This is a genomic window from Pseudomonas sp. A-RE-19, assembly GCF_019956555.1.
GTDB lineage: Bacteria > Pseudomonadota > Gammaproteobacteria > Pseudomonadales > Pseudomonadaceae > Aquipseudomonas.
Genome location: NZ_JAHBDQ010000012.1, coordinates 101,412 through 124,298, shown reverse-complemented (window position 1 = coordinate 124,298; position 22,887 = coordinate 101,412). Strand labels below are relative to the sequence as shown.

Annotated in this window: 24 protein-coding genes and 1 pseudogene; 14 read left to right on the top strand and 11 right to left on the bottom strand. The window is 59.5% G+C overall.

All coding sequences use genetic code 11. From position 1 onward, the window contains the following. The first annotated feature begins 2 nt into the window (after nt 1-2). The 3 genes from KGB14_RS10375 to tldD all read left to right on the top strand — a co-directional run bounded on the left by KGB14_RS10375 (nt 3) and on the right by tldD (nt 6,301). On the top strand, nt 3-3,806 hold the full coding sequence (locus KGB14_RS10375) for a YhdP family protein (protein WP_223486258.1): 3,804 nt from the start codon (nt 3-5) through the stop codon (nt 3,804-3,806). Between the two features lie 185 nt (nt 3,807-3,991). Further along, nucleotides 3,992-4,846, top strand: coding sequence for a carbon-nitrogen hydrolase family protein (locus tag KGB14_RS10370; protein WP_223486256.1), 855 nt, complete (start codon nt 3,992-3,994; stop codon nt 4,844-4,846). Between the two features lie 12 nt (nt 4,847-4,858). Beyond that, complete coding sequence (gene tldD / locus KGB14_RS10365; protein WP_123355886.1) at nt 4,859-6,301, top strand: metalloprotease TldD; 1,443 nt, start codon at nt 4,859-4,861, stop codon at nt 6,299-6,301. 115 nt (nt 6,302-6,416) lie between these two features. Here the strand turns inward: tldD and yjgA are convergent, their stop codons facing one another. After that, nucleotides 6,417-6,941 (bottom strand): ribosome biogenesis factor YjgA, encoded by a 525-nt coding sequence (gene yjgA, locus KGB14_RS10360; protein ID WP_008026892.1) that lies wholly within the window; start codon nt 6,939-6,941, stop codon nt 6,417-6,419. Between the two features lie 108 nt (nt 6,942-7,049). Between yjgA and pmbA the strand changes: the two genes are divergently transcribed. Continuing rightward, nucleotides 7,050-8,396 carry a metalloprotease PmbA gene (gene pmbA / locus KGB14_RS10355; RefSeq protein ID WP_223486254.1) on the top strand — a complete coding sequence of 449 codons (1,347 nt, stop codon included), beginning with the start codon at nt 7,050-7,052 and terminating at the stop codon, nt 8,394-8,396. A gap of 34 nt (nt 8,397-8,430) precedes the next feature. Then, nucleotides 8,431-8,559: pseudogene (locus KGB14_RS28645) on the top strand (ZIP family metal transporter); the annotation flags it as partial. Nucleotides 8,560-8,643: 84 nt separating this feature from the next. Here the strand turns inward: KGB14_RS28645 and KGB14_RS10350 are convergent. The 10 genes from KGB14_RS10350 to KGB14_RS10305 form a co-directional block, all read right to left on the bottom strand. Next, on the bottom strand, nt 8,644-8,919 hold the full coding sequence (locus KGB14_RS10350; protein ID WP_223486252.1) for an HPr family phosphocarrier protein: 276 nt from the start codon (nt 8,917-8,919) through the stop codon (nt 8,644-8,646). Nucleotides 8,920-8,934: 15 nt separating this feature from the next. Beyond that, nucleotides 8,935-9,792, bottom strand: a complete 858-nt coding sequence (rapZ, locus tag KGB14_RS10345) for an RNase adapter RapZ (RefSeq protein WP_223486249.1) — start codon at nt 9,790-9,792, stop codon at nt 8,935-8,937. Between the two features lie 2 nt (nt 9,793-9,794). Next, nucleotides 9,795-10,259 carry a PTS IIA-like nitrogen regulatory protein PtsN gene (ptsN, locus tag KGB14_RS10340; protein WP_223486246.1) on the bottom strand — a complete coding sequence of 155 codons (465 nt, stop codon included), beginning with the start codon at nt 10,257-10,259 and terminating at the stop codon, nt 9,795-9,797. A gap of 12 nt (nt 10,260-10,271) precedes the next feature. Next, on the bottom strand, nt 10,272-10,580 hold the full coding sequence (gene hpf, locus KGB14_RS10335) for a ribosome hibernation-promoting factor, HPF/YfiA family (protein WP_007941242.1): 309 nt from the start codon (nt 10,578-10,580) through the stop codon (nt 10,272-10,274). A 74-nt stretch (nt 10,581-10,654) separates the two neighbouring features. After that, nucleotides 10,655-12,148, bottom strand: a complete 1,494-nt coding sequence (locus KGB14_RS10330; protein ID WP_223486244.1) for an RNA polymerase factor sigma-54 — start codon at nt 12,146-12,148, stop codon at nt 10,655-10,657. Nucleotides 12,149-12,332: 184 nt separating this feature from the next. Then, complete coding sequence (gene lptB, locus KGB14_RS10325) at nt 12,333-13,058, bottom strand: LPS export ABC transporter ATP-binding protein (RefSeq protein ID WP_007901537.1); 726 nt, start codon at nt 13,056-13,058, stop codon at nt 12,333-12,335. Next, the gene (gene lptA, locus KGB14_RS10320; protein ID WP_223486242.1) at nt 13,058-13,606 is read right to left on the bottom strand and encodes a lipopolysaccharide transport periplasmic protein LptA; all 549 of its coding nucleotides are present in this window, start codon (nt 13,604-13,606) and stop codon (nt 13,058-13,060) included. The genes lptB and lptA overlap by 1 nt, the downstream gene beginning before the upstream one ends. Further along, on the bottom strand, nt 13,593-14,165 hold the full coding sequence (gene lptC, locus KGB14_RS10315; RefSeq protein ID WP_223486240.1) for an LPS export ABC transporter periplasmic protein LptC: 573 nt from the start codon (nt 14,163-14,165) through the stop codon (nt 13,593-13,595). Before lptC ends, lptA begins: the two co-directional genes overlap by 14 nt. Before the next feature lie 7 nt (nt 14,166-14,172). Further along, nucleotides 14,173-14,697, bottom strand: a complete 525-nt coding sequence (locus KGB14_RS10310) for a KdsC family phosphatase (protein WP_008008625.1) — start codon at nt 14,695-14,697, stop codon at nt 14,173-14,175. Beyond that, a complete protein-coding gene (locus tag KGB14_RS10305; protein ID WP_223486238.1) occupies nt 14,697-15,671 on the bottom strand; it encodes a KpsF/GutQ family sugar-phosphate isomerase in 975 nt (324 codons plus the stop codon). The genes KGB14_RS10310 and KGB14_RS10305 overlap by 1 nt, the downstream gene beginning before the upstream one ends. A 276-nt stretch (nt 15,672-15,947) precedes the next feature. Between KGB14_RS10305 and KGB14_RS10300 the strand changes: the two genes are divergently transcribed. From KGB14_RS10300 to hisD, 9 genes are all read left to right on the top strand, one after another. Further along, a complete protein-coding gene (locus tag KGB14_RS10300; protein ID WP_223486235.1) occupies nt 15,948-16,757 on the top strand; it encodes an ABC transporter ATP-binding protein in 810 nt (269 codons plus the stop codon). Beyond that, nucleotides 16,757-17,554, top strand: coding sequence for a lipid asymmetry maintenance ABC transporter permease subunit MlaE (mlaE, locus tag KGB14_RS10295; RefSeq protein ID WP_223486233.1), 798 nt, complete (start codon nt 16,757-16,759; stop codon nt 17,552-17,554). Before KGB14_RS10300 ends, mlaE begins: the two co-directional genes overlap by 1 nt. Further along, the gene (mlaD, locus tag KGB14_RS10290; protein ID WP_223486231.1) at nt 17,554-18,021 is read left to right on the top strand and encodes an outer membrane lipid asymmetry maintenance protein MlaD; all 468 of its coding nucleotides are present in this window, start codon (nt 17,554-17,556) and stop codon (nt 18,019-18,021) included. The genes mlaE and mlaD overlap by 1 nt, the downstream gene beginning before the upstream one ends. An 11-nt stretch (nt 18,022-18,032) precedes the next feature. After that, nucleotides 18,033-18,704 (top strand): phospholipid-binding protein MlaC, encoded by a 672-nt coding sequence (locus tag KGB14_RS10285; protein WP_223486229.1) that lies wholly within the window; start codon nt 18,033-18,035, stop codon nt 18,702-18,704. Beyond that, complete coding sequence (locus tag KGB14_RS10280) at nt 18,701-19,006, top strand: lipid asymmetry maintenance protein MlaB (protein ID WP_223486227.1); 306 nt, start codon at nt 18,701-18,703, stop codon at nt 19,004-19,006. The genes KGB14_RS10285 and KGB14_RS10280 overlap by 4 nt, the downstream gene beginning before the upstream one ends. 114 nt (nt 19,007-19,120) lie before the next feature. Continuing rightward, a complete protein-coding gene (locus tag KGB14_RS10275; protein ID WP_038978976.1) occupies nt 19,121-19,372 on the top strand; it encodes a BolA family protein in 252 nt (83 codons plus the stop codon). A 22-nt stretch (nt 19,373-19,394) separates the two neighbouring features. Beyond that, nucleotides 19,395-20,660: a UDP-N-acetylglucosamine 1-carboxyvinyltransferase gene (gene murA / locus KGB14_RS10270; RefSeq protein ID WP_223486225.1), complete on the top strand. Its 1,266-nt coding sequence runs from the start codon at nt 19,395-19,397 to the stop codon at nt 20,658-20,660. Between the two features lie 127 nt (nt 20,661-20,787). Further along, the gene (gene hisG, locus KGB14_RS10265; RefSeq protein ID WP_007901570.1) at nt 20,788-21,423 is read left to right on the top strand and encodes an ATP phosphoribosyltransferase; all 636 of its coding nucleotides are present in this window, start codon (nt 20,788-20,790) and stop codon (nt 21,421-21,423) included. 124 nt (nt 21,424-21,547) lie between these two features. Continuing rightward, entirely contained in the window at nt 21,548-22,885 is a 1,338-nt protein-coding gene (gene hisD, locus KGB14_RS10260; RefSeq protein ID WP_030128002.1) for a histidinol dehydrogenase, read from the top strand. The last annotated feature ends 2 nt before the right edge of the window (nt 22,886-22,887 follow it).

Sequence of the window (22,887 nt, the reverse complement as noted above, 5' to 3'; positions counted from 1 at the left end):
ACATGGACCGTCTGACACGCATTTTGGGCGCACTGACCCGCTGGGGGCTGGGCCTGTGCGCGTTGGTTTTGGTGCTGATGGCGCTGTTCGTCAGCCTCGGTCGGGAACTGACGCCGCTGGTGGCCGAGTACCGTGCCGAGGTCGAAGCCAAAGCCAGCGATGCCTTGGGCATGCCGCTGCGTATTGGCGCGCTGGAAGGTAAATGGAGTGGCCTCGCGCCGGTTCTGCTGGCCCATGACGTTATGGTCGGCGAGGGTTCCAATGCCCTGCGCCTGGACCAGGTGCGCGCGGTGCCGGATTTGTGGGCCAGCCTGCTGGCTCGCGACGTGCGCATCGCACATCTGGAACTCAGCGGCCTGAAGGTCAGCCTCAAGGAAGGCGACGACGGTCATTGGGTGCTGGAAGGTTTACCGGTGCGCCAGGATCAACCGCTGGACCCGGAGCAGTTGCTCAATCACATGCAACGGGTTCAGCAGTTGTCGGTACTCGACAGCCAGGTGACCTTGCAGCCTCTGGAGCAGCAACCGCTGACCCTGACGTACGTCGGCTTGACCCTGAAAACCGGAGTGTCGCGTCAGCGCCTCGACGCCCGTCTGACCCTGCCCGATGGTCAGCCGGTGGCGATGAGTGTGCGTACCCGTTTGCGCGCAGCCCAGTGGGAGGACGGCGAGGTGGACGCCTACTTGAGCCTGCCGCAAAGCGATTGGTCGAAATGGTTGCCCGAGCGCCTGACTCAGCAATGGAATTTCTCCGAGATCAAGGCCGGTGGCGAATTCTGGGTGAACTGGAGCGAGGGCGCCCTGCAACGCGCCGCGATCCGTTTGAACGCACCGCAACTCAAGGGTGGCTACGCCGAGCGGGCGCCGATCCAGATCAACAATCTGGCGCTTAACGGGTATTTCCAGCGCAGTTCCACCGGTGTCATGGTGACCCTGGACTCTCTGGCCATGAACCTGGGCGATACCCGCTGGGAATCGAAACTGCAATTCCAACAACGCGTGGCGACTGATGAGTCGCAAGAGCTCTTGCATTTGCAAGCCGACCGCCTCGATCTCACGCCGCTCACCCCGTTGCTGAACGCCTTGGGGCCGCTTCCGGAAGGTGTCGCCACGGCAGTCCAGCGCCTCAAGGTGACCGGGGTGTTGCGTAACGTGCTGGTCGACATCCGCCCCGAGGCGACCGATGACAGTAAATTCAGCTTCGCCGCCAATCTGGATCGGGTCGGCTTCGACGCTTATCACGGTGCACCGGCGGCGCGAAATGTCAGCGGTAGCATCAGTGGCGACCTTGGGCAGGGCGAGTTGCGCATGGACAGCAAGGATTTTTCCCTGCACCTGGACCCGATTTTCGCCAAGCCATGGCAATACCTTCAGGCCAACGCCCGGTTGACCTGGAAACTCGATAAGGAAGGCTTCACCCTGATTGCGCCGTATCTGAAGGTGCTGGGCGAAGAGGGCAAGATTGCCGGCGACTTCCTGATTCGCCTGCATTTTGATCACACCCAGGAAGATTACATGGACCTGCGGGTCGGCCTGGTCGACGGCGACGGTCGCTACACTGCCAAATACCTGCCGCAAATGTTGAGCCCGGCGCTGGACGAATGGCTGCGCACGGCGATTCTCAAAGGCGCGGTGGACGAAGGCTTCTTCCAGTACCAGGGTTCGCTGAACCATGGCGCGGCCGAAACGGCTCGCAGCATCAGCCTGTTTTTCAAGGTTCACGATGCCGAACTGGCGTTTCAGCCGGGCTGGCCGCACGTCAGCAAGGTCAGCGGCGATGTGTTTATCGAAGACAGCGGCGTGCGGATTCTGGCCAGCAAGGGCCAATTGCTCGACACCCAGGTCAGCGATGTCTACGTCAATATTCCCCATGTGCCTGCCGGGCAGAGCACGCATCTGTTCCTCGACGGCGGGTTCGCTGGCGGGTTGGGCGATGGCCTGAAGATATTGCAGGAAGCGCCGATCGGCACCGCGGACACCTTCGCCGGTTGGGAAGGCGAGGGGGATCTGCAAGGCAAGGTCAAACTCGATATCCCGCTGGTCAAAGGCGAGAAGCCGAAAATCCTCGTCGATTTCAAGACCGACAAGGCCCGTTTGAAGCTCAGCGAGCCCACCCTGGAGCTGACGCAACTCAAGGGTGATTTCCGTTTCGACATCACCAAGGGGCTGAGCGGGCAAAAAATCACGGCGCGCGCGTTCGACAAGCCAGTGAGCGCGCAGATCTTCGCCGAAGGCAGCCCGGGCAAGCTCAACACTCGGGTGGCCGCATCGGGTGAGGTCGAGGTCAAGAAACTCACCGAATGGCTGAACGTCACTCAGCCGTTGCCGGTTTCCGGTGTAGTCCCTTATCAGTTGCAGCTGAACCTTAATGGTGCCGACAGCCAATTGATGGTCAGTTCCAACCTCAAAGGCGTGGCGGTGGATTTGCCGGCGCCGTTCGGCATGGCGGCCGATGTCGGGCGCGACACGGTGTTCCGCATGACCCTGCAAGGACCTGAGCGACGTTACTGGGTCAATTACGGTGAACTGGCGAATTTCACGTTCGCGGCACCGACCGGCAATTTCGCCGACGGTCGCGGTGAGTTGTTGCTCGGCGGCGGCAATGCCATGTTGCCAGGTGCCAAAGGCCTGCGAGTGCGCGGTGAGCTTTCCGAACTCGATATCGCCCCCTGGCAGGATCTGGTGAGCAAGTATGCCGGCCAGGATCCGGGCGGCAGCGCCAAGCAATTGCTCAGTGGCGCGGATTTGAAGATTGGCAAACTCAGTGGTTTGGGCAATACCCTCGATCAGGCGTCGGTGCAGTTGACACGCAAGCCAGCCGCGTGGGCCCTGCAACTCGACAGTCAGCAGGCCAAGGGCAGCGTCGGTATCCCCGATACGAAAGCCGCACCGATTGCGGTCAATTTGCAATACGTGCGTTTGCCGGCGCCGGACCCGACGGTGCTGGCCGACGAGAATTCCCCGGATCCACTGGCTACCGTGGACCCGACGAAGATCCCGGCGCTGGATATCACCATCAATCAGCTGTTCCAGGGCCAGGATCTGGTGGGCGCCTGGCGCTTGAAAGTCCGTCCGACCGGCAAGGGCATTGCGCTCAATACCCTGGACCTGGGCCTCAAGGGCATCCTCTTGCAAGGCAGCGGTGGTTGGGAAGGCACGCCGGGTAATTCCACCAGTTGGTACAAGGGCCGGATCAGTGGCAAGAACCTCTCCGACGTGCTCAAGGGCTGGGGATTTGCGCCAAGCGTCACCAGCGAAGAATTCCATATGGATGTCGACGGTCGCTGGCCGGGGTCGCCGGCATGGCTGGCGACCAAACGCTTCTCGGGCAGCCTCGATGCTTCATTGAATAAAGGTCAGTTCGTTGACGTTGAGGGCAGCGCTCAGGCATTGCGCGTGTTTGGTCTGCTCAATTTCAACTCCATCGGCCGCCGCTTGCGCCTGGACTTTTCCGACCTGTTTGGCAAAGGCTTGAGTTATGACCGGGTCAAAGGCCTGCTGGTCGCGACCAACGGTGTGTATGTGACCCGCGAACCGATCGTGCTGACCGGTCCGTCGAGCAACCTGGAGCTCAATGGCACCATGGACATGGTCGCCGATCAGGTTGATGCCAAGTTGCTGGTGACCTTACCGGTGACCAACAACCTGCCAATTGCCGCGCTGATCGTCGGTGCACCGGCTGTCGGCGGGGCGCTGTTTCTGATCGACAAGCTGATCGGTGACCGCGTGGCACGCTTCGCCAGCGTCAAGTACACCGTCAAAGGCCCATGGAAAGATCCCAAAATCACCTATGACAAGCCTTTTTGAATTTTTTTGAAAAAGCACTCTTGGGGGCTATGGAGTAGCATGTTTCCATGCGACGCCGCTTACCCCTGCAGGAGCTGCCGCAGGCTGCGATCTTTTGACTTTAAAGATCAAGGTCAAAAGATCGCAGCCTCGTTTCACTCCGCAGCTCCTGCAGGTATGCGTAGATTTCACATAGGGAACAGGCCATGTCCGTAGCGGTAATTCAAATGGTCAGCCAGAGCGACGTGCTGGCCAATCTGGCCCAGGCCCGTCGTCTGCTCGAACAGGCGGCGACCGGCGGCGCGCGACTTGCCGTGCTGCCGGAAAACTTCGCCGCCATGGGCCGTCGCGACATTGCCGACATCGGCCGCGCCGAGGCCTTGGGCGAAGGCCCGATCCTGCCGTGGTTGAAACAGACCGCCCGCGACCTCAAGTTATGGATAGTGGCCGGCACATTGCCGTTGCCGCCGGTGGATCAACCGACGGCCAAGGTGCATGCGTGCTCGTTGCTGGTGAATGACTTGGGCGAAACCGTTGCACGGTATGACAAGCTGCACCTGTTCGACGTGGATGTGGCGGACAATCGCGGGCGTTATCGCGAATCCGATGACTATGCTTATGGCAGTGGCGTGGTGGTTGCCGACACGCCCGTCGGTCGAGTCGGCCTGACGGTTTGTTACGATTTACGATTTCCGGAGCTCTATAGCGAATTGCGTGCAGCCGGCGCGGAATTGATTACCGCACCGTCGGCCTTTACCGCGGTGACCGGCGCGGCCCATTGGGACGTGCTGATTCGCGCGCGGGCCATCGAAACTCAGTGTTACGTACTCGCGGCCGCCCAGGGCGGGACGCATCCGGGGCCACGAGAAACCTTTGGTCATGCCGCGATTGTCGACCCATGGGGGCGTGTGCTGGCGCAACAGGATCAAGGCGAAGCCGTGCTGCTGGCCGAACGCGACAGCAGCGAACAGGCGTCCATCAGGGCGCGGATGCCGGTGTCCACTCACCGGCGATTTTTCTCGCAGGGCGCCCAGCGACCTGCATCAGAACGACGAATTTAAGGCGTAAAGCATATGAGCGAGTTGTTGTCCTCCGTCAGTGAACACCTCCTGGCACCCGGCGGCGTAACGATCGAGAGCCTGCAAGGTGTGCTCGGCGATCTGGCCGGCCCGGGCATCGATGCCGCCGACCTGTATTTCCAGGGGCAGATTTCCGAGTCCTGGGCGCTGGAAGACGGGATCGTCAAGGAAGGCAGCTTCAACCTCGACCAGGGTGTCGGCGTGCGTGCGCAATCGGGTGAAAAAACCGGTTTCGCCTACAGCAATGCGATCACCCTCGAAGCCTTGGGCGCGGCCGCCCGTGCGGCCCGTTCGATCTCCCGGGCCGGACAGAACGGCACTGTGCAGGCGTTCACCACCCAGGATGTTGCCCAATTGTATGGGCCGGATAATCCGCTGGAAGTGATGACCCGTGCCGAGAAAGTCGAGCTGCTCAAGCGTATCGACGTGGCGACCCGTGCTCTCGACCCGCGTATCCAGCAAGTCACCGTGAGCATGGCCGGGGTCTGGGAACGGATTCTGATCGCCTCCACCGACGGTGGACTGGCGGCGGATGTGCGACCGCTGGTGCGTTTCAACGTCAGCGTGATTGTCGAGCAGAATGGCCGTCGTGAGCGCGGCGGTCATGGCGGTGGCGGTCGTACCGATTACCGCTATTTCCTCAGCGACGACCGCGCCATGGGCTATGCCCGCGAAGCGTTGCGTCAGGCGCTGGTGAATCTGGAAGCCATCCCGGCCCCGGCCGGTACGTTGCCGGTGGTGTTGGGTTCGGGTTGGTCCGGCGTGTTGCTGCACGAAGCCGTCGGTCATGGCCTGGAAGGCGATTTCAACCGCAAGGGCAGTTCGGCCTACAGCGGGCGCATGGGCGAGATGGTTGCATCGAAGCTCTGCACCATCGTCGATGACGGCACCCTCGCCGGGCGCCGTGGTTCGCTGAGCGTCGACGACGAAGGCACGCCGACCGAGTGCACCACGCTGATCGAAAACGGCGTGCTCAAAGGTTATATGCAGGACAAGCTCAACGCGCGCCTGATGGGCGTGGCCCGCACCGGTAACGGTCGTCGCGAATCCTACGCGCACCTGCCGATGCCGCGCATGACCAACACTTACATGCTCGGTGGCGAAAGCGACCCGGCGGAAATCATCGCTTCGGTGAAAAAAGGCATCTACTGCGCCAACCTCGGTGGCGGTCAGGTGGACATCACCAGCGGCAAGTTCGTGTTCTCCACCAGCGAGGCGTACCTGATCGAAGACGGCAAGATTACTGCCCCGGTCAAAGGCGCTACGTTGATCGGCAACGGGCCGGAAGCCATGAGTAAGGTGTCGATGGTCGGTAACGATCTGGCGCTGGACAGCGGTGTGGGGACGTGCGGCAAGGATGGGCAGTCGGTGCCGGTGGGTGTCGGCCAGCCAACGCTGAAAATCGATGCGATCACTGTGGGTGGCACAGGCGCATAAGGATGTACACAATCCTTGTAGGAGCTGCCGCAGACTGCGATCTTTTGATTCTGTTTTTAAGAAACAAGATCAAAAGATCGCAGTCTGCGGCAGCTCCTACAGGGATAGGCGTTACTCAGCGCAAACCGCGTTGAGTCTCGTCCAGCTCACGGATGTACTTGAATATTTTACGGCTCGAAGCCGGTGGCTTGTTGGTCGCCAGTTCGTGCTGGGCCTGACGGATCAGGGAGCGCAATTGCTGACGATCAGCTTCCGGGTAGTCGAGCACGAACTTCTCCAGGACTGCATCGTCGCCCGCGATCAAGCGATCGCGCCAGCGTTCCAGGCCATGGAAACGTTCGTTGTATTGCCGAGTGGAGGCATCCAGTTGATCGAGCAGAGTCAGAATGGCGTCAGTGTCCTGATCGCGCATCAGTTTGCCAATGAACATAAGGTGCCGTTTACGCGCGATATTCGCGGTGTGCTTGGGCGCATCGCCCAGAGCCCGGCGCAAAGCGTCGGTCAAGGGCAGTTTTGCCAGCAAGTCAGGCTTGAGCGTTGTAAGGCGTTCGCCGAGGTCAACCAGAGCATGCAGCTCGCGTTTAACCTGGGATTTGCTTTTTTCTCCCGTATCGAGGGAGTCGTCGTAAGAATCAACCATGGTGGCCGTCCGCAAAGAAACGCCGCCATGATAACCAGTCGGGGGCCGCTTGTCCGGCCCGGTCGCTCGAAGGCCCCAGCCGAAAGCAGAATTTGAGTGGAGAACAGCATGAGTGCAGTTGAAAGCGTCGGCCCACAAGCGTTGCCGGCACTGCAAGAGCAAGTCGAGCAGATCATCGCTGAAGCCAAGCGCCAGGGCGCCAGTGCCTGTGAAGTAGCGGTGTCGCTGGAGCAGGGCCTGTCGACCACGGTGCGTCAGCGGGAAGTCGAAACCGTTGAGTTCAATCGCGACCAGGGCTTTGGCATCACCTTGTATGTGGGACAGCGCAAAGGCTCTGCCAGCACCTCGGCCAGCGGTTCGGAAGCGATTCGCGAAACCGTCGCCGCCGCGCTGGCCATTGCCAAACACACCTCCGAAGACGAAGCCTCGGGCCTGGCGGACGCCGCGTTGATGGCCAAGGACCTGCAGGATTTCGACCTGTTCCATCAATGGGACATTACCCCGGAGCGAGCCATCGAGCAGGCCCTGGCCTGTGAAGCGGCGGCGTTTGCCACCGACAGCCGGATCAAGAACGCCGACGGCACCACCCTCAGTACTCACCAGGGCTGCCGGGTTTACGGCAACAGTCACGGATTTATCGGCGGTTACGCGTCGACCCGTCACAGCCTCAGCTGCGTGATGATCGCCGAAGCCGATGGCCAGATGCAGCGTGATTACTGGTATGACGTAAACCGTCAGGGCAATTTACTGGCCGACCCGCAGAGCATCGGTCAGCGTGCCGCGCAGCGGGCGGCGAGTCGTCTGGGCGCCCGCCCGGTGCCAACCTGTGAAGTGCCGGTACTGTTTTCCGCGGAATTGGCCGGCGGTCTGTTCAGCAGCTTCCTGGGAGCGATTTCCGGGGGGAACCTGTACCGCAAATCATCGTTCCTCGAAGGCACGCTGGGTCAACGGTTGTTCCCTGAGTGGTTGACGCTTGATGAGCGCCCGCACTTGATGCGCGGCCTGGGCAGCTCGGCGTTCGATGGTGACGGTCTGGCAACGTATGCCAAGCCTTTCGTTGAAAACGGCCAATTGGTTTCTTACGTGCTGGGTACTTACTCCGGTCGCAAACTAGGCATGCCGAGCACCGCCAACGCCGGTGGCGTGCACAACCTGTTCGTCACCCACGGCGATGAAGATCAGGCAGCCTTGCTGCGTCGCATGGGTCGCGGCCTGCTGGTCACCGAACTGATGGGGCAGGGCCTGAACATGGTCACCGGGGATTACTCCCGTGGTGCGGCGGGTTTCTGGGTCGAGAATGGCGAAATCCAGTTCGCGGTCCAGGAAGTGACCATCGCCGGCAACATGCGCGACATGTTCAAGCAGATCGTGGCGGTCGGTAATGACCTGGAATTGCGCAGCAACATTCGCACCGGTTCGGTGTTGATCGAACGGATGACCGTGGCGGGTAGCTAACCTGCGACCGCTGCACAAAAAAAAGGCGCGCCATCTATTGGATGGCGCGCCTTTTTTATTGGATACAACGCAGATGCGCCGCCATGGTCACGACTAACTGGCCAGCCTTGGGCTGATGATCGGGTTTTGTCTGATGCTGGTGATGGATACGGCGCTTGCTTGAGAAAAAGGATCGCAGCCTTCGGCAGCTCCTACAGGTGTACGCAATCCCATGTAGGAGCTGCCGAAGGCTGCGATCTTTTGATGTTTATTCGCCTTCGTCGAAGTAGTTGTTAATCAGCTTCACCAGTGCATCCAGCGCTTCCTGTTCCTGTTCGCCTTCGGTACTCAGGTGGATTTTGGTGCCTTTGCCAGCGGCCAGCATCATCATGGCCATGATGCTTTTGCCGTCGACCGCGGATTCTGGCGTGCGTCCTACCCTGATCGTGCAATCCTTGAACTGACCGGCGACTCCGACAAATTTGGCAGACGCGCGGGCATGCAGGCCGAGCTTGTTGATGATTTCGATTTCCAGAGCAGGCATCGCGATGTGAATCCTTTAGCTGAGGTCGCGGTGGCGAACCTGGACGTTCTTCAGGGTTTTTTGCAGGACCTGACCCAGACGTTCGGTCAGATAGACGGAGCGGTGATGCCCGCCCGTGCAGCCAATGGCAATGGTGACATAGGCGCGGTTGCTGGCGGCAAAGCGGGGCAGCCACTTGAGCAAGTAGGAGGAAATGTCCTGGAACATCTCTTCGACGTCCGGTTGTGCGGCCAGGTACTCGGCCACCGGTTGATCGAGCCCGGATTGAGCGCGCAGCTCCGGTTTCCAGTAAGGGTTGGGCAGGCAGCGCACGTCGAACACCAGATCGGCGTCCACCGGCATGCCACGCTTGAACCCGAAAGATTCGACCAGAAACGCAGTGCCGGGCTCTGGCTGATTCAGCAGGCGCAGCTTGATGGTATCGCGTAGCTGATACAGGTTCAGATTGGTGGTGTTGACCTTCAGATCGGCCAGATCGGCAATCGGCCCCAGCAGGTTTGTTTCATCCTGTATCGCCTCCGCCAGCGAGCGATTGGCGCTGCTCAGCGGGTGACGACGACGGGTTTCCGAAAAGCGTTTGAGCAAGGTCTCTTCGTCGGCGTCCAGATACAGCACATCGCACTGGATATGCCGGCTGCGGACTTCTTCCAGAAGTTCGGGAAACCGTGTCAGGTGACTTGGCAAATTGCGCGCATCGATGGACACGGCCACCAATGGTTGTGCCAGTTCGGTGTGAATCAGCGCGCGCTCGGCCAGTTCCGGCAGCAAGCCGGCAGGCAGGTTGTCGATGCAGTAGTAGCCGTTGTCCTCGAGAACATCGAGGGCGGTACTTTTACCTGAGCCGGAGCGGCCACTGACGATGATCAGGCGCATGATTAGTGACCGTTTTGCTCGTTCAGGACAACCTGATACAAGGCTTCGTTGCTCGGGGCGCTACGCAGTTTTTCGCGCACTTCCTTGCGATCAAGCATGCTGGCAATCTGGCGCAGCAGTTCCAGGTGCGCATCGGTGGCGGCTTCCGGGACCAGCAGCACGAACAGCAGGTCAACCGGGGCGCCATCAATGGCGTCGAAATCGATGGGTGCATCCAGGTGCATCAAGGCACTGATAGGCGAGTGACAACCCTTGAGGCGGCAGTGGGGGATGGCGATGCCGTTGCCAAAACCGGTGGAACCGAGTTTTTCACGGGCAATCAAAGCCTCGAAGACATCTTGCATCTCCAGATCCGGCACTTCGCGGGCGATCAGGTTGGCAATTTGCTCGAGGGCTTTCTTTTTACTGCCGCCCGGCACGTTCACGAGGGAACGGCCGGGGGTCAGGATGCTTTCAAGTCGGATCATGGGTTGGGAGTGTTAACGACCGGTCGCGCCCTGGAGGAGGCTTTGGGTCTTTTCCTTATGCTTTTTGAGTTGTTTATCCAGCTTGTCGGTCAGTGCGTCGATCGCCGCGTACATATCGGTATGCTCCGCGTTAGCGACCACTTCATTGCCGGGAATATGCAGCGTGGCTTCGATTTTCTGCTTGAGCTTTTCGACCGTCATCGTGACTTGCACATTGGTGATCTTGTCGAAATGCCTCTCTAATCGTTCGAGTTTTTCGCCGATGTAGGTGCGAAGAGGTTCGGTCACTTCCAGTTGGTGTCCACTGATGTTGACTTGCATACAGCTTCTCCTTCGTTGCCAGTGCATAAAGCGGCAGGCAGAAATGCCTGCCACTGGAACGCTGTGGCGTGGCTCTACATCAACCGCTTGCGTTCGCTCGAAGGCGCGATCCCGAGGGATTCGCGGTACTTGGCGACGGTGCGGCGAGCCACCTGAATGCCTTGTGCCTCCAGTAAACCAGCGATCTTGCTGTCACTCAACGGCTTTTTCTGATTTTCCGCGGCAACCAGTTTTTTGATGATCGCGCGGATCGCCGTGGACGAGCATTCACCGCCTTCGGAGGTACTTACGTGGCTGGAGAAAAAGTATTTCAGTTCATAGATGCCCCGTGGGGTATGCATGAATTTTTGCGTGGTCACCCGTGAAATCGTCGATTCATGCATGCCTACCGCTTCGGCGATGTCGTGCAACACCAACGGCTTCATGGCTTCGTCGCCGTACTCCAGAAAACCGCGCTGATGCTCGACGATCTGGGTGGCCACCTTCATCAGGGTTTCGTTGCGGCTTTGCAGGCTTTTGATGAACCAGCGCGCCTCCTGCAGCTGATTGCGCATGAAGGTGTTATCGGCACTGGTATCGGCGCGACGTACGAAACCGGCGTACTGGGCGTTGACCCGCAAACGTGGCACCGACTCCTGGTTCAATTCCACCAGCCAGCGCTCGTTGTCCTTGCGTACGATCACATCGGGCACGACGTATTCGGCTTCAGCGGACTCGATCTGCGAGCCCGGGCGCGGGTTGAGGCTCTGGACCAGTTCGATGACCTGGCGCAGTTCATCTTCCTTGAGCTTCATACGGCGCATCAGCTGGCTGTAATCACGGCTGCCAAGCAGGTCGATGTAATCGGTGACCAGGCGCTTGGCCTCGACCAGCCAAGGGGTCTTGGCGGGCAGCTGACGCAGTTGCAGCAACAGGCATTCACCGAGATTGCGAGCGCCGATGCCAGCGGGTTCGAATTGCTGGATGCGGTGCAGGACGGCTTCGATCTCGTCCAGCTCGATGTCCAGCTCCGGATCGAAGGCTTCGAGGATTTCCTCAAGGGTTTCGTCCAGGTAGCCCTGATTGTTGATGCAGTCGATCAGGGTCACGGCGATCAAGCGATCGGTGTCGGACATCGGCGCCAGGTTCAGTTGCCAGAGCAAATGGCTTTGCAGGCTTTCACCGGCCGATGTGCGAGTGGTGAAATCCCATTCGTCGTCATCGTTGCTTGGCAGGCTGCTGGCGCTGGTCTGGTAGACGTCTTCCCAGGCCGTGTCGACGGGCAATTCGTTGGGGATGCGCTCGTTCCAGTCGCCTTCCTCGAGGTTGTCCACCGTCGGAGCGGTTTCCTGGTAGGAGGGTTCCTGAATGTCGGCGTTGGGTTTCTGTTCGGCGTTGTCGGCCAAGGGGTCGGCGTTATCGAAGTCGTCGCCTTCTTCCTGGCGTTCGAGCATCGGATTGGACTCCAGGGCCTCCTGGATTTCCTGTTGCAGGTCCAGGGTCGACAATTGGAGCAGGCGGATAGCCTGTTGCAGCTGCGGTGTCATCGTCAGCTGCTGGCCCATTCTCAAGACTAGCGATGGTTTCATGGCAGGGGCTTAACACCTTATTCGCCGGCGCACATGCGCCATCCACTACAGGGCGCCGAAGCGCCAAACATAAGCAAATTATATGCCTGAAACTGAAGTGTTTGCCTAGAGCGCTGTAACAATAAAAAACTATTGATTTTTTATTGAAACGAGCGCCTGGGCAATTGGCCAGACACCTCAGTGCTTACAGGCGGAACTCATGGCCCAGATACACTTCCTTGACCAGTTCGTTGGCCAGGATGGTGGCGGAGTCACCTTCGGCGATCAGCTGGCCATCGTTGACGATGTAGGCGGTTTCGCAGATATCGAGGGTTTCACGGACGTTGTGGTCCGTGATCAGCACGCCAATGCCCTTGGCCTTGAGGTGATGGATGATCTGCTTGATGTCGCCCACCGAAATCGGGTCCACGCCGGCGAAGGGTTCGTCGAGGAGGATGAATTTCGGGTTGGTGGCCAGTGCCCGGGCGATTTCCACGCGGCGACGCTCACCGCCGGACAGACTCATGCCGAGGTTGTCGCGGATGTGGTGGATGTGGAATTCCTGCAGCAGGCTTTCCAGCTCTTTGCGGCGACCGGCCTTGTCGAGTTCCTTGCGGGTCTCGAGAATGGCCATGATGTTATCGGCCACCGACAGCTTGCGGAAAATCGACGCTTCTTGTGGAAGATAGCCGATACCGGCCTTCGCACGACCATGCATCGGCTGGTGGCTGACGTCCAGGTCGTCGATCAGTACGCGACCCTGATCGGCCTGTACCAGGCCGACGATCATGTAGAAGCAGGTAGTCTTGCCGGCGCCGTTAGGGCCCAGCAGGCCGACGATTTGACCGCTGTCGATCGACAGGCTGACGTCACGCACGACCTGGCGGCTCTTGTAGCTCTTGGCCAGATGCTGAGCTTTCAGAGTTGCCATTACTGGGCCTTTTGCTCGTCGGTTTTCTTCTTCGGCTGGATCACCATGTCGATGCGTGGGCGCGACTCAGTGACCTTGTTGCCTGTCGCACGGCCCGCGCTCGCGAGCTTCTTGATCGTGTCGTAGACGATTTTCTCGCCTTGGGTGGTGTTGTTGTCCTTGTCGACGACTTTTGCCTTGTCGATCAGCACGACGCGGTTTTGCGCGGCGTGGTACTGGATGGTCACACCCCAGCCCTGAACAGGCTTGGTGTCGCCAGCGGTCTGCAGTTGTTCGAAGTAGGCGAGGTTGCCCACCGAAGTCACCACGTCGATGTCGCCGGCAGGCGTACGGGTGATGGTCACGGTGTTGCCCTTAACGATCATCGAGCCCTGAGTGATGATCACGTCACCTTTATAGGTGGCAATGCCATTCTTGTCGTCCAGCTGGGCGTCGTCGGCCTGGATGCGGATAGGCTGCGCTTGATCGGTCGGCAGTGCCCAGGCGCTCACGCTTCCCAGTGCTGCGCCCAGACTGAGCAAAATAGGGAGGGTTTTAACGAGCCTCATACTGTCCTCTTACGTTAGATAGCAGGTGTATCCTGCTTTCTTTCAAGTACGCTTTCATTCCGTTGCCTGTCGATACACCGCCAGCGCCGTCGATTCTAACGGGTTGCTCGGTCTGCGCATATTGCTGCTGCGGGAACACTGTCATACGGGTGGTGGTAATCAGGGTTTTACGGTTTTTTTCGTCGAAACGCGTGATACGTACCGAGTCAATCAGTTCGACCTGAGTGCCATCCGGGTTGACTTCGCCGCGTTCGCTCTGGACGTGCCAGGGGAATTCGGTGCCACGGAACATGTTCAGGTCTGGATTGCTCAGCAACGTCACTTCCGTCGCTTTCAGGTGTTCGACCTTGTCGGACGTCATTTCGTACTGCAACTTGCCATCCGGCAGGTACTGCACGCTGTGGGCGTTGATGGCGTAATAGTCGATCGCGCTTTCATCGACCTTGACCACTGGCTTGTCGAGGAAGCGTTCCGGGCTGATGTTCCAGTAGCCAACCGCCGCAAAAATCGCTGCGATGCAACCGAACATCAGGATGTTGCGAATTTTTTTGCTCAGCATGATGGGCTCACAGGTACGCAGCATTAGCCGCATCGAGGCGGCCCTGGGCGCGCAGGATCAATTCACAGAATTCGCGAGCGGCACCCTCGCCACCGCGGGCCTGGGTGATGCCGTGGGCGTGTTCGCGCACGAAACTGGCAGCGCTGGCCACCGCCATGCCAAGGCCGACGCGGCGAATCACCGGCAGGTCTGGCAGGTCGTCGCCAAGGTAGGCCACTTGTTCATAGCTCAGATTGAGCTGGGCAAGAAGTTCGTCGAGCACCACCAGCTTGTCTTCGCGACCCTGATAAAGGTGTGGAATACCCAGATTCTTCGCTCGCCGCTCAACCACCGGGGTCTTGCGACCGCTGATGATAGCGGTCTGCACACCGGCTGCCATCAACATCTTGATGCCCTGGCCGTCGAGGGTGTTGAAAGTCTTGAATTCGCTGCCGTCTTCGAGGAAGTACAGGCGCCCGTCGGTCAGCACGCCGTCGACGTCGAACACCGCCAGTTTGATCTGTTTGCCGCGTTGCAGCAGGTCCGTGCTCATTACATTACTCCCGCACGCAGCAAATCGTGCATGTTCAAGGCGCCGACCGGACGATCTTCGCTGTCGACCACTACCAGCGCGTTGATCTTGTGGTCTTCCATGATTTTCAGTGCCTCGGCGGCGAGCATCTCGGCGCGGGCGGTCTTGCCGTGGGCGGTCATGACCTGATCGATGGTGGCGCTGTGGATGTCAATGGTGCGGTCCAGGGTGCGACGCAGATCGCCGTCGGTGAAGATTCCGGCGAGTTTACCGTCCGCTTCCAGTATCACGGTCATGCCCAGGCCCTTGCGGGTCATTTCCATCAACGCGTCCTTGAGCAGGGTGCCGCGCTGAACCTGCGGCAGCTCTTGCCCGGCGTGCATGACGTTTTCCACTTTCAGCAGCAGGCGTCGGCCCAGTGCGCCACCGGGATGGGAAAAGGCGAAGTCTTCAGCGGTAAAACCACGGGCTTCCAGCAGCGCCACTGCCAGGGCGTCGCCCATGACCAGGGCGGCGGTGGTCGACGAGGTCGGCGCCAGGTTCAGCGGGCAGGCTTCGTGCTCGACGTGAACATTGAGATTGACCTCGGCAGCCTTGGCCAGCGCTGAATCGGGATTGCCGGTGATGCTGATCAATTTAATGCCCAGACGCTTGATCAGTGGCAGCAGGGTGACGATTTCATTGGTGGAGCCAGAGTTTGACAGTGCCAGGATGATGTCGTCGCGAGTGATCATGCCCATGTCGCCATGGCTGGCCTCGGCCGGATGCACGAAGAACGCCGTGGTGCCGGTGCTGGCCAGGGTGGCGGCAATCTTGTTGCCGATGTGCCCCGATTTGCCCATGCCGACCACGACCACGCGGCCTTTGCTGGCCAGAATCATCTCGCAAGCGCGTACGAAATCTGCGTCGATATGGGGCAACAAGCCTTGTACGGCTTCCAGTTCGAGGCGAATGGTGCGTTGTGCAGATTGAATCAGGTCGCTGGATTGGCTCATGTCAGAAATCGTATAGCCTGATGAAAAGGCGGCGATTATAGCGGTAATGATCAAAACCCTCACGCAAGTTCGTCGCGGTTTGTCATTCCCTGTTACCGAATCCCTCTATATAGATGATTTCAGGCGATCATGTTGCTGAACATGCCCGGCTTGGGCCTTGGGCGCTTGGCCTTTGCAGTGATATAGTTCGCCGCCAGTTCGGCCTGCCCGGGGAGGTATGTGCTTTCGCGAGAAAGCCAGGCGTCCGAGTGAGAGGCTGCATCGCAAGGAGTTTAGATGAGTGCCGATAACGCCTACGCGGTCGAGCTGAAGGGACTGACCTTCAAGCGCGGTGCGCGCAGCATTTTCAATAACGTCGATATCCGCATACCACGCGGCAAGGTCACCGGCATCATGGGGCCTTCCGGGTGTGGCAAGACCACGCTGTTGCGGCTGATAGGCGCACAATTGCGCCCCACCAGCGGCGAAGTCTGGGTCAATGGACAGAACCTGCCGACGTTGTCGCGCAGCGATCTGTTCGATGCGCGCAAACAAATGGGCGTGCTGTTTCAGAGCGGCGCACTGTTCACCGATCTTGATGTGTTCGAGAACGTCGCCTTTCCGCTGCGTGTTCATACCGGGCTGCCGGAAGAAATGATCCGCGACATTGTCCTGCTCAAATTGCAGGCCGTGGGCTTGCGTGGCGCCATCGACCTGATGCCTGACGAATTGTCCGGCGGCATGAAGCGTCGTGTCGCGCTGGCCCGGGCAATTGCTCTTGATCCGCAAATCCTCATGTACGACGAACCCTTTGTCGGGCAGGACCCGATCGCCATGGGCGTGCTGGTGCGCCTGATCCGCCTGCTCAATGATGCGCTGGGCATTACCAGCATCGTGGTTTCCCACGACCTGGCCGAGACCGCGAGCATCGCCGATCACCTCATTGTGGTGGGCGACGGGCAAGTGTTGGGCCAGGGCTCGCCCAAGGATTTGATGAAATCGGACGAGCCACGTATTCGTCAATTCTTGACAGGCGAACCCGACGGCCCGGTCGCATACCACTTTCCAGCGCCGGATTACCGCGCAGATCTTCTGGGGAAGCGCTGATGCGCAAGATTTCACTGATAGAAAGAGTGCGCCGGTTCGGCCGCGCCGGCATCGATGTGCTGGAGGTGTTCGGCCGTTCGGCGCTGTTCCTGTTTCATGCCTTGCTCGGTCGTGGCGGCATCGGCGGCGGTTTTGGCCTGCTGGTCAAACAACTGCACTCGGTGGGCGTGATGTCCCTGGTGATCATCGTGGTCTCCGGGGTATTCATCGGCATGGTGCTGGCACTGCAGGGCTTCAACATCCTGTCCAGCTACGGTTCGGAGCAGGCAGTCGGGCAGATGGTTGCGCTGACGCTGTTGCGTGAACTGGGTCCGGTGGTCACGGCTTTGCTGTTCGCCGGGCGCGCGGGGTCGGCGCTGACCGCCGAAATCGGCAACATGAAGTCCACCGAACAGTTGTCCAGCCTGGAAATGATCGGGGTCGACCCGCTCAAGTACATCATTGCCCCGCGGCTGTGGGCCGGTTTCATTTCCCTGCCGGTGCTGGCAATGATTTTCAGCGTGGTGGGCATCTGGGGCGGTTCGTGGGTGGCCGTCGACTGGCTGGGTGTCTATGACGGCTCTTACTGGTCGAACATGCAAAACAGCGTGACGTTTGTCGACGATGTGCTCAACGGTATTATCAAGAGCGTCGTTTTTGCCTTCGTCGTGACCTGGATCGCCGTATTCCAAGGCTATGACTGCGAGCCCACTTCCGAGGGGATCAGTCGTGCCACTACCAAGACCGTGGTGTATGCCTCATTGGCTGTACTCGGCCTGGACTTTATTCTGACCGCCTTGATGTTTGGAGATTTCTGATGCAAAACCGCACCCTGGAAATCGGTGTCGGCCTTTTCTTGCTGGCTGGCATCCTGGCTTTGTTGTTGCTTGCGTTACGGGTCAGTGGTCTGTCCCCAAGCACAACCACCGATACTTATAAACTTTATGCATATTTCGATAATATCGCCGGTTTGACGGTCAGAGCTAAAGTGACCATGGCCGGTGTGACCATCGGCAAGGTCACGGCGATCGATCTGGATCGTGACAGCTTCACCGGCCGGGTGACCATGCAACTGGAAAAGCGCGTAGATAACCTGCCGACTGATTCCACTGCATCTATCCTGACGGCTGGCCTGTTGGGCGAGAAGTACATCGGTATCAGCGTGGGCGGGGAACAAGCCCTGCTCAAGGATGGTGGAACCATCCATGACACCCAGTCGTCGCTGGTGCTCGAAGACCTGATCGGTAAATTCTTGCTCAATACCGTTAGCAAAGACGCCAAATGAGGAATTTTTAAATGATCTCTACCTTGCGAAGTGGCCTGTTGGTATTACTCGCGGCATTGCCGTTGATGGCTAACGCGGTGGCGGCACCTTCGGCGCATGATCTGGTTCAGGACACTACGACCCGGATGCTTGCCGACCTGTCGGCCAATAAAGAGAAGTACAAGCAGGATCCACAAGACTTTTATACGGCGCTGAACACCATCGTCGGACCTGTGGTGGATGCCGAGGGCATTTCCAAAAGCATCATGACGGTCAAGTATTCGCGCAAAGCCACGCCCGAGCAGATGCAGACCTTTCAGGAAAACTTCAAGAAAGGCCTGTTCCAGTTTTACGGTAACGCCTTGCTTGAGTACAACAACCAGGGCATCACCGTTGAACCTGCCAAGGATGAGTCGGGAGACCGCACAAGCGTTGGCATGACGGTCAAAGGCAGTAGCGGCGCGATCTATCCTGTGTCCTACACACTGGAGAAGATCAACGGCGAGTGGAAACTGCGCAACGTGATCATCAACGGCATCAACATTGGCAAGCTGTTCCGCGATCAGTTCGCTGACGCGATGCAGCGCAATGGCAATGATCTGCAAAAGACCATCGATGGTTGGGCCGGTGAAGTCGCCAAGGCCAAGGAAGTTGCAAAAACCCAGGAAACCACTGGGCAATCTACCGAGAAGCAAACCCAATGAGTGAGTCGGCCATTCGCATGAGCGAATCCGGCGAGTTGCTGCTCAGCGGCGTGCTGGATTACCGCACAGGCCCGAACCTGCGCAAGCAGGGGCAGGCACTGATCAAGTCCAGTAAGGCGGCGGCGCTGGTGGTCGATTGCTCCGCAGTGGAGAAGTCCAGCAGCGTCGGCTTGTCGCTGCTGCTATGTTTCATGCGCGATGCCCAGGCGGCCAGCAAGGCCCTGAGCATTCGTGCGATGCCCGAAGACATGCGCGAAATCGCTCAGGTCAGCGAACTGACCGAGCTGTTGGCGCATCCCTGAACCGCATCTATAAAGAAGCCCCCCGTCAGAGTCCTGCTTCGCGGGGTTCGCAGGCGCGGGGCTTTTTTGTATGATGTCCGACCCGCGCGCACAGGGCGCCGATTGAGGTTGAGCATGCAGGCCAACGAAGTAAAGAGCTTCCTTGAAGGAAAGCTGTCCGATTCTCTGTCACAAGTGCAGGTAGAAGTTGAGGGCGAAGGCTGCAACTTTCAGCTGAACGTGATTAGCGATGAACTGGCGGCGTTGAGCCCGGTGAAGCGTCAGCAGCAGATCTATGCCCATTTGAACCCATGGATCACCGATGGCAGCATCCATGCGGTCACTATGAAATTTTTCAGCAGCGCGGCCTGGGCCGAGCGCACCTGAGCCCAAGGGCGTCGAGATTCTTATGGATAAATTGATTATTACCGGTGGCGTTCGTCTTGATGGCGAAATCCGCATCTCCGGGGCAAAGAACTCTGCCCTGCCGATCCTGGCTGCAACCCTGCTGTGCGATGGCCCGGTTACCGTTGCCAACCTGCCGCACCTGCACGACATCACCACCATGATCGAGCTGTTCGGTCGTATGGGCATCGAGCCGGTGATCGACGAGAAGCTCAGCGTCGAAATCGACCCGCGCACCATCAAGACCCTGATCGCGCCGTACGAACTGGTGAAAACCATGCGTGCCTCGATCCTGGTGCTGGGCCCGATGGTTGCCCGTTTCGGTGAAGCCGAAGTTGCACTGCCTGGCGGTTGCGCCATCGGTTCGCGTCCGGTCGACCTGCACATCCGTGGCCTCGAAGCCATGGGTGCGGTCATCGACGTCGAAGGCGGCTACATCAAAGCCAAGGCCCCTGAGGGTGGCCTGCGCGGTGCGCACTTCTTCTTCGACACCGTCAGCGTGACCGGTACCGAGAACATCATGATGGCCGCTGCTCTGGCCAAGGGTCGCAGCGTCCTGCAAAACGCCGCTCGCGAGCCTGAAGTCATCGACCTGGCGAACTTCCTGAACGCCATGGGCGCCAAGATCACTGGCGCCGGCACCGATACCATCACCATCGATGGCGTCGAGCGTCTGCACCCAACCACTTACAAGGTGATGCCTGACCGTATCGAGACCGGCACCTACCTGGTGGCGGCGGCGGTAACCGGCGGGCGTGTGAAGGTCAAGGACACTGATCCGACCATCCTCGAAGCCGTCCTGGAAAAGCTTCGCGAATCGGGTGCCGAAATCACCTGCGGTGAAGACTGGATCGAGCTGAACATGCACGGCAAGCGGCCGAAAGCCGTCAACGTGCGGACCGCTCCGTACCCGGCGTTCCCGACTGACATGCAGGCGCAGTTCATCTCCCTCAACGCCATTGCCGAAGGTACCGGTGCGGTGATCGAGACGATCTTCGAAAACCGTTTCATGCACGTTTACGAACTGCACCGCATGGGCGCTCACATCCAGGTCGAAGGCAACACCGCCATCGTTACCGGCATCGAAAAGCTCAAGGGCGCGCCAGTAATGGCCACCGACCTGCGTGCTTCGGCCAGCCTGGTGATCTCGGCGCTGATCGCCGAAGGCGACACCCTGATCGACCGCATCTACCACATCGACCGTGGTTACGAGTGCATCGAAGAGAAACTGCAGATGCTCGGCGCGAAGATCCGCCGCGTACCGGGCTAGTTTCTGCTGCATGGGCACAGGGACGTGCCCGTTGAATTGTTCAGAGTCGAGCCTGTTTCAGGCTCGATGTGTGTCCGGCGCCGTTTGCGACCGGGCATGAGTACCTTGATAAGGACTGACGTTTCCCATGTTGACCATCGCACTGTCCAAGGGCCGCATCCTTGACGACACCCTGCCGCTTCTGGCTGAAGCGGGCATCGTGCCGACCGAGAATCCGGACAAGAGCCGCAAGCTGATCATCCCCACGACCCAGGCCGATGTGCGCCTGCTGATCGTGCGCGCCACCGATGTGCCGACTTATGTCGAGCATGGTGCCGCGGACCTCGGCGTCGCCGGTAAAGATGTGCTGATGGAATATGGCGGCCAGGGTCTGTACGAGCCTCTGGATCTGCGAATTGCCCTCTGCAAGCTGATGACCGCCGGCCGTGTCGGCGATGTCGAGCCCAAGGGCCGTCTGCGGGTGGCGACCAAATTCGTCAACGTCGCCAAGCGTTACTACGCCGAGCAGGGCCGCCAGGTCGACATCATCAAGCTCTACGGCTCGATGGAGCTGGCGCCGCTGATCGGTCTGGCGGACAAGATCATCGACGTGGTCGACACCGGTAACACCCTGCGTGCCAATGGCCTGGAACCCCAGGATTTCATTGCCGACATCAGCTCCCGGCTGATCGTCAACAAAGCTTCGATGAAAATGCAACACGCCCGTATCCAGGCGTTGATCGACACCCTGCGCAAGGCAGTGGAGTCTCGACACCGCGGCTGATTTACCCGCGCGACCTTGAGTCGCGCCGTCTATCCGCCTCATAGCCAGAATTCTCAGGTGCCCAAGCGGATCGAATGTTAGCTTCGGGCGCCTGAGTTTTTGCCAATCCTATGAGGCTCTCGCTATGACCGCACCGACTGCAATTCGCCGACTCAACGCTGCTGACCCGGATTTCGCACATCATCTGGATCATCTGCTGAGCTGGGAAAGTGTGTCTGACGACTCGGTCAATCAGCGGGTGCTGGACATCATTAAAGCCGTGCGCGAGCGTGGCGACGCGGCGTTGGTGGAATTCACCCAGAAGTTCGACGGCCTGCAAGTGGCATCCATGGCAGACTTGATCCTGCCGCGCGAACGTCTGGAACTGGCTCTGACCCGCATCACCGTGCCTCAGCGCGAAGCCCTGGAAAAAGCCGCGGCCCGTGTGCGCAGCTACCACGAAAAACAGAAGCAGGATTCCTGGAGCTACACCGAAGCTGACGGCACGGTGTTGGGCCAGAAGGTCACGCCACTGGATCGCGCCGGCCTGTACGTGCCGGGCGGCAAGGCGTCGTACCCGTCCTCGGTGCTGATGAACGCGATTCCGGCCAAGGTGGCGGGCGTGACCGAAGTGGTCATGGTCGTGCCGACTCCGCGCGGTGAAATCAATGAACTGGTGCTGGCCGCGGCCTGCATCGCCGGCGTCGATCGAGTGTTCACCATCGGCGGCGCCCAGGCCGTTGCGGCGCTGGCTTACGGTACCGAAAGTGTGCCGAAGGTCGACAAGGTTGTTGGCCCTGGCAACATCTATGTCGCCACCGCCAAGCGTCACGTGTTTGGTCAGGTCGGTATCGACATGATTGCCGGCCCGTCGGAGATCCTCGTGGTGTGCGACGGCCAGACCGATCCGGACTGGATCGCCATGGACCTGTTCTCCCAGGCCGAGCACGATGAAGACGCCCAGGCGATTCTGGTCAGCCCCGACGCCGAGTTCCTCGACAAGGTCGCTGCGAGTATCGCCAAACTGCTGCCAACCATGGAGCGCGCCGAGATCATCGAAACCTCGATAAATGGTCGTGGTGCGCTGATCAAGGTTCGCGACATGGAACAAGCCATCGAAGTGGCCAACCGCATTGCACCAGAACACCTGGAGTTGTCGGTCGCCGACCCGCAGGCCTGGTTGCCACAGATCCGCCACGCCGGTGCGATCTTCATGGGCCGCCACACGTCCGAAGCGCTGGGTGATTACTGTGCCGGTCCGAACCACGTATTGCCGACGTCCGGCACCGCGCGCTTCTCTTCGCCGCTGGGTGTTTACGACTTCCAGAAACGTTCGTCGATCATCTTCTGCTCCGAGCAGGGTGCCTCCGAACTGGGCAAAACTGCCTCCGTGCTGGCCCGTGGCGAGTCGCTGACCGCTCACGCGCGGAGCGCCGAATACCGCATCGTTGACGAAGACTTTTTTCAAGGGCAGGGCAACTGAAC

What these genes read in the sequence shown, in the direction of transcription:
- KGB14_RS10285 (WP_223486229.1), top strand. Translation starts at nt 18,033, where the DNA reads ATGATCTCTACCTTGCGAAGTGGCCTGTTGGTATTACTCGCGGCATTG.
- pmbA (WP_223486254.1), top strand. Translation starts at nt 7,050, where the DNA reads ATGAGTGCAGTTGAAAGCGTCGGCCCACAAGCGTTGCCGGCACTGCAA.
- rapZ (WP_223486249.1), bottom strand. Translation starts at nt 9,792, where the DNA reads ATGCGCCTGATCATCGTCAGTGGCCGCTCCGGCTCAGGTAAAAGTACC.
- KGB14_RS10275 (WP_038978976.1), top strand. Translation starts at nt 19,121, where the DNA reads ATGCAGGCCAACGAAGTAAAGAGCTTCCTTGAAGGAAAGCTGTCCGAT.
- lptA (WP_223486242.1), bottom strand. Translation starts at nt 13,606, where the DNA reads ATGAGGCTCGTTAAAACCCTCCCTATTTTGCTCAGTCTGGGCGCAGCA.
- ptsN (WP_223486246.1), bottom strand. Translation starts at nt 10,259, where the DNA reads ATGATCCGACTTGAAAGCATCCTGACCCCCGGCCGTTCCCTCGTGAAC.
- KGB14_RS10310 (WP_008008625.1), bottom strand. Translation starts at nt 14,697, where the DNA reads ATGAGCACGGACCTGCTGCAACGCGGCAAACAGATCAAACTGGCGGTG.
- yjgA (WP_008026892.1), bottom strand. Translation starts at nt 6,941, where the DNA reads ATGGTTGATTCTTACGACGACTCCCTCGATACGGGAGAAAAAAGCAAA.
- KGB14_RS10350 (WP_223486252.1), bottom strand. Translation starts at nt 8,919, where the DNA reads ATGCCTGCTCTGGAAATCGAAATCATCAACAAGCTCGGCCTGCATGCC.
- hisD (WP_030128002.1), top strand. Translation starts at nt 21,548, where the DNA reads ATGACCGCACCGACTGCAATTCGCCGACTCAACGCTGCTGACCCGGAT.
- murA (WP_223486225.1), top strand. Translation starts at nt 19,395, where the DNA reads ATGGATAAATTGATTATTACCGGTGGCGTTCGTCTTGATGGCGAAATC.
- KGB14_RS10330 (WP_223486244.1), bottom strand. Translation starts at nt 12,148, where the DNA reads ATGAAACCATCGCTAGTCTTGAGAATGGGCCAGCAGCTGACGATGACA.
- tldD (WP_123355886.1), top strand. Translation starts at nt 4,859, where the DNA reads ATGAGCGAGTTGTTGTCCTCCGTCAGTGAACACCTCCTGGCACCCGGC.
- KGB14_RS10375 (WP_223486258.1), top strand. Translation starts at nt 3, where the DNA reads ATGGACCGTCTGACACGCATTTTGGGCGCACTGACCCGCTGGGGGCTG.
- KGB14_RS10370 (WP_223486256.1), top strand. Translation starts at nt 3,992, where the DNA reads ATGTCCGTAGCGGTAATTCAAATGGTCAGCCAGAGCGACGTGCTGGCC.
- hpf (WP_007941242.1), bottom strand. Translation starts at nt 10,580, where the DNA reads ATGCAAGTCAACATCAGTGGACACCAACTGGAAGTGACCGAACCTCTT.
- hisG (WP_007901570.1), top strand. Translation starts at nt 20,788, where the DNA reads ATGTTGACCATCGCACTGTCCAAGGGCCGCATCCTTGACGACACCCTG.
- mlaD (WP_223486231.1), top strand. Translation starts at nt 17,554, where the DNA reads ATGCAAAACCGCACCCTGGAAATCGGTGTCGGCCTTTTCTTGCTGGCT.
- KGB14_RS10300 (WP_223486235.1), top strand. Translation starts at nt 15,948, where the DNA reads ATGAGTGCCGATAACGCCTACGCGGTCGAGCTGAAGGGACTGACCTTC.
- lptC (WP_223486240.1), bottom strand. Translation starts at nt 14,165, where the DNA reads ATGCTGAGCAAAAAAATTCGCAACATCCTGATGTTCGGTTGCATCGCA.
- mlaE (WP_223486233.1), top strand. Translation starts at nt 16,757, where the DNA reads ATGCGCAAGATTTCACTGATAGAAAGAGTGCGCCGGTTCGGCCGCGCC.
- KGB14_RS10305 (WP_223486238.1), bottom strand. Translation starts at nt 15,671, where the DNA reads ATGAGCCAATCCAGCGACCTGATTCAATCTGCACAACGCACCATTCGC.
- lptB (WP_007901537.1), bottom strand. Translation starts at nt 13,058, where the DNA reads ATGGCAACTCTGAAAGCTCAGCATCTGGCCAAGAGCTACAAGAGCCGC.
- KGB14_RS10280 (WP_223486227.1), top strand. Translation starts at nt 18,701, where the DNA reads ATGAGTGAGTCGGCCATTCGCATGAGCGAATCCGGCGAGTTGCTGCTC.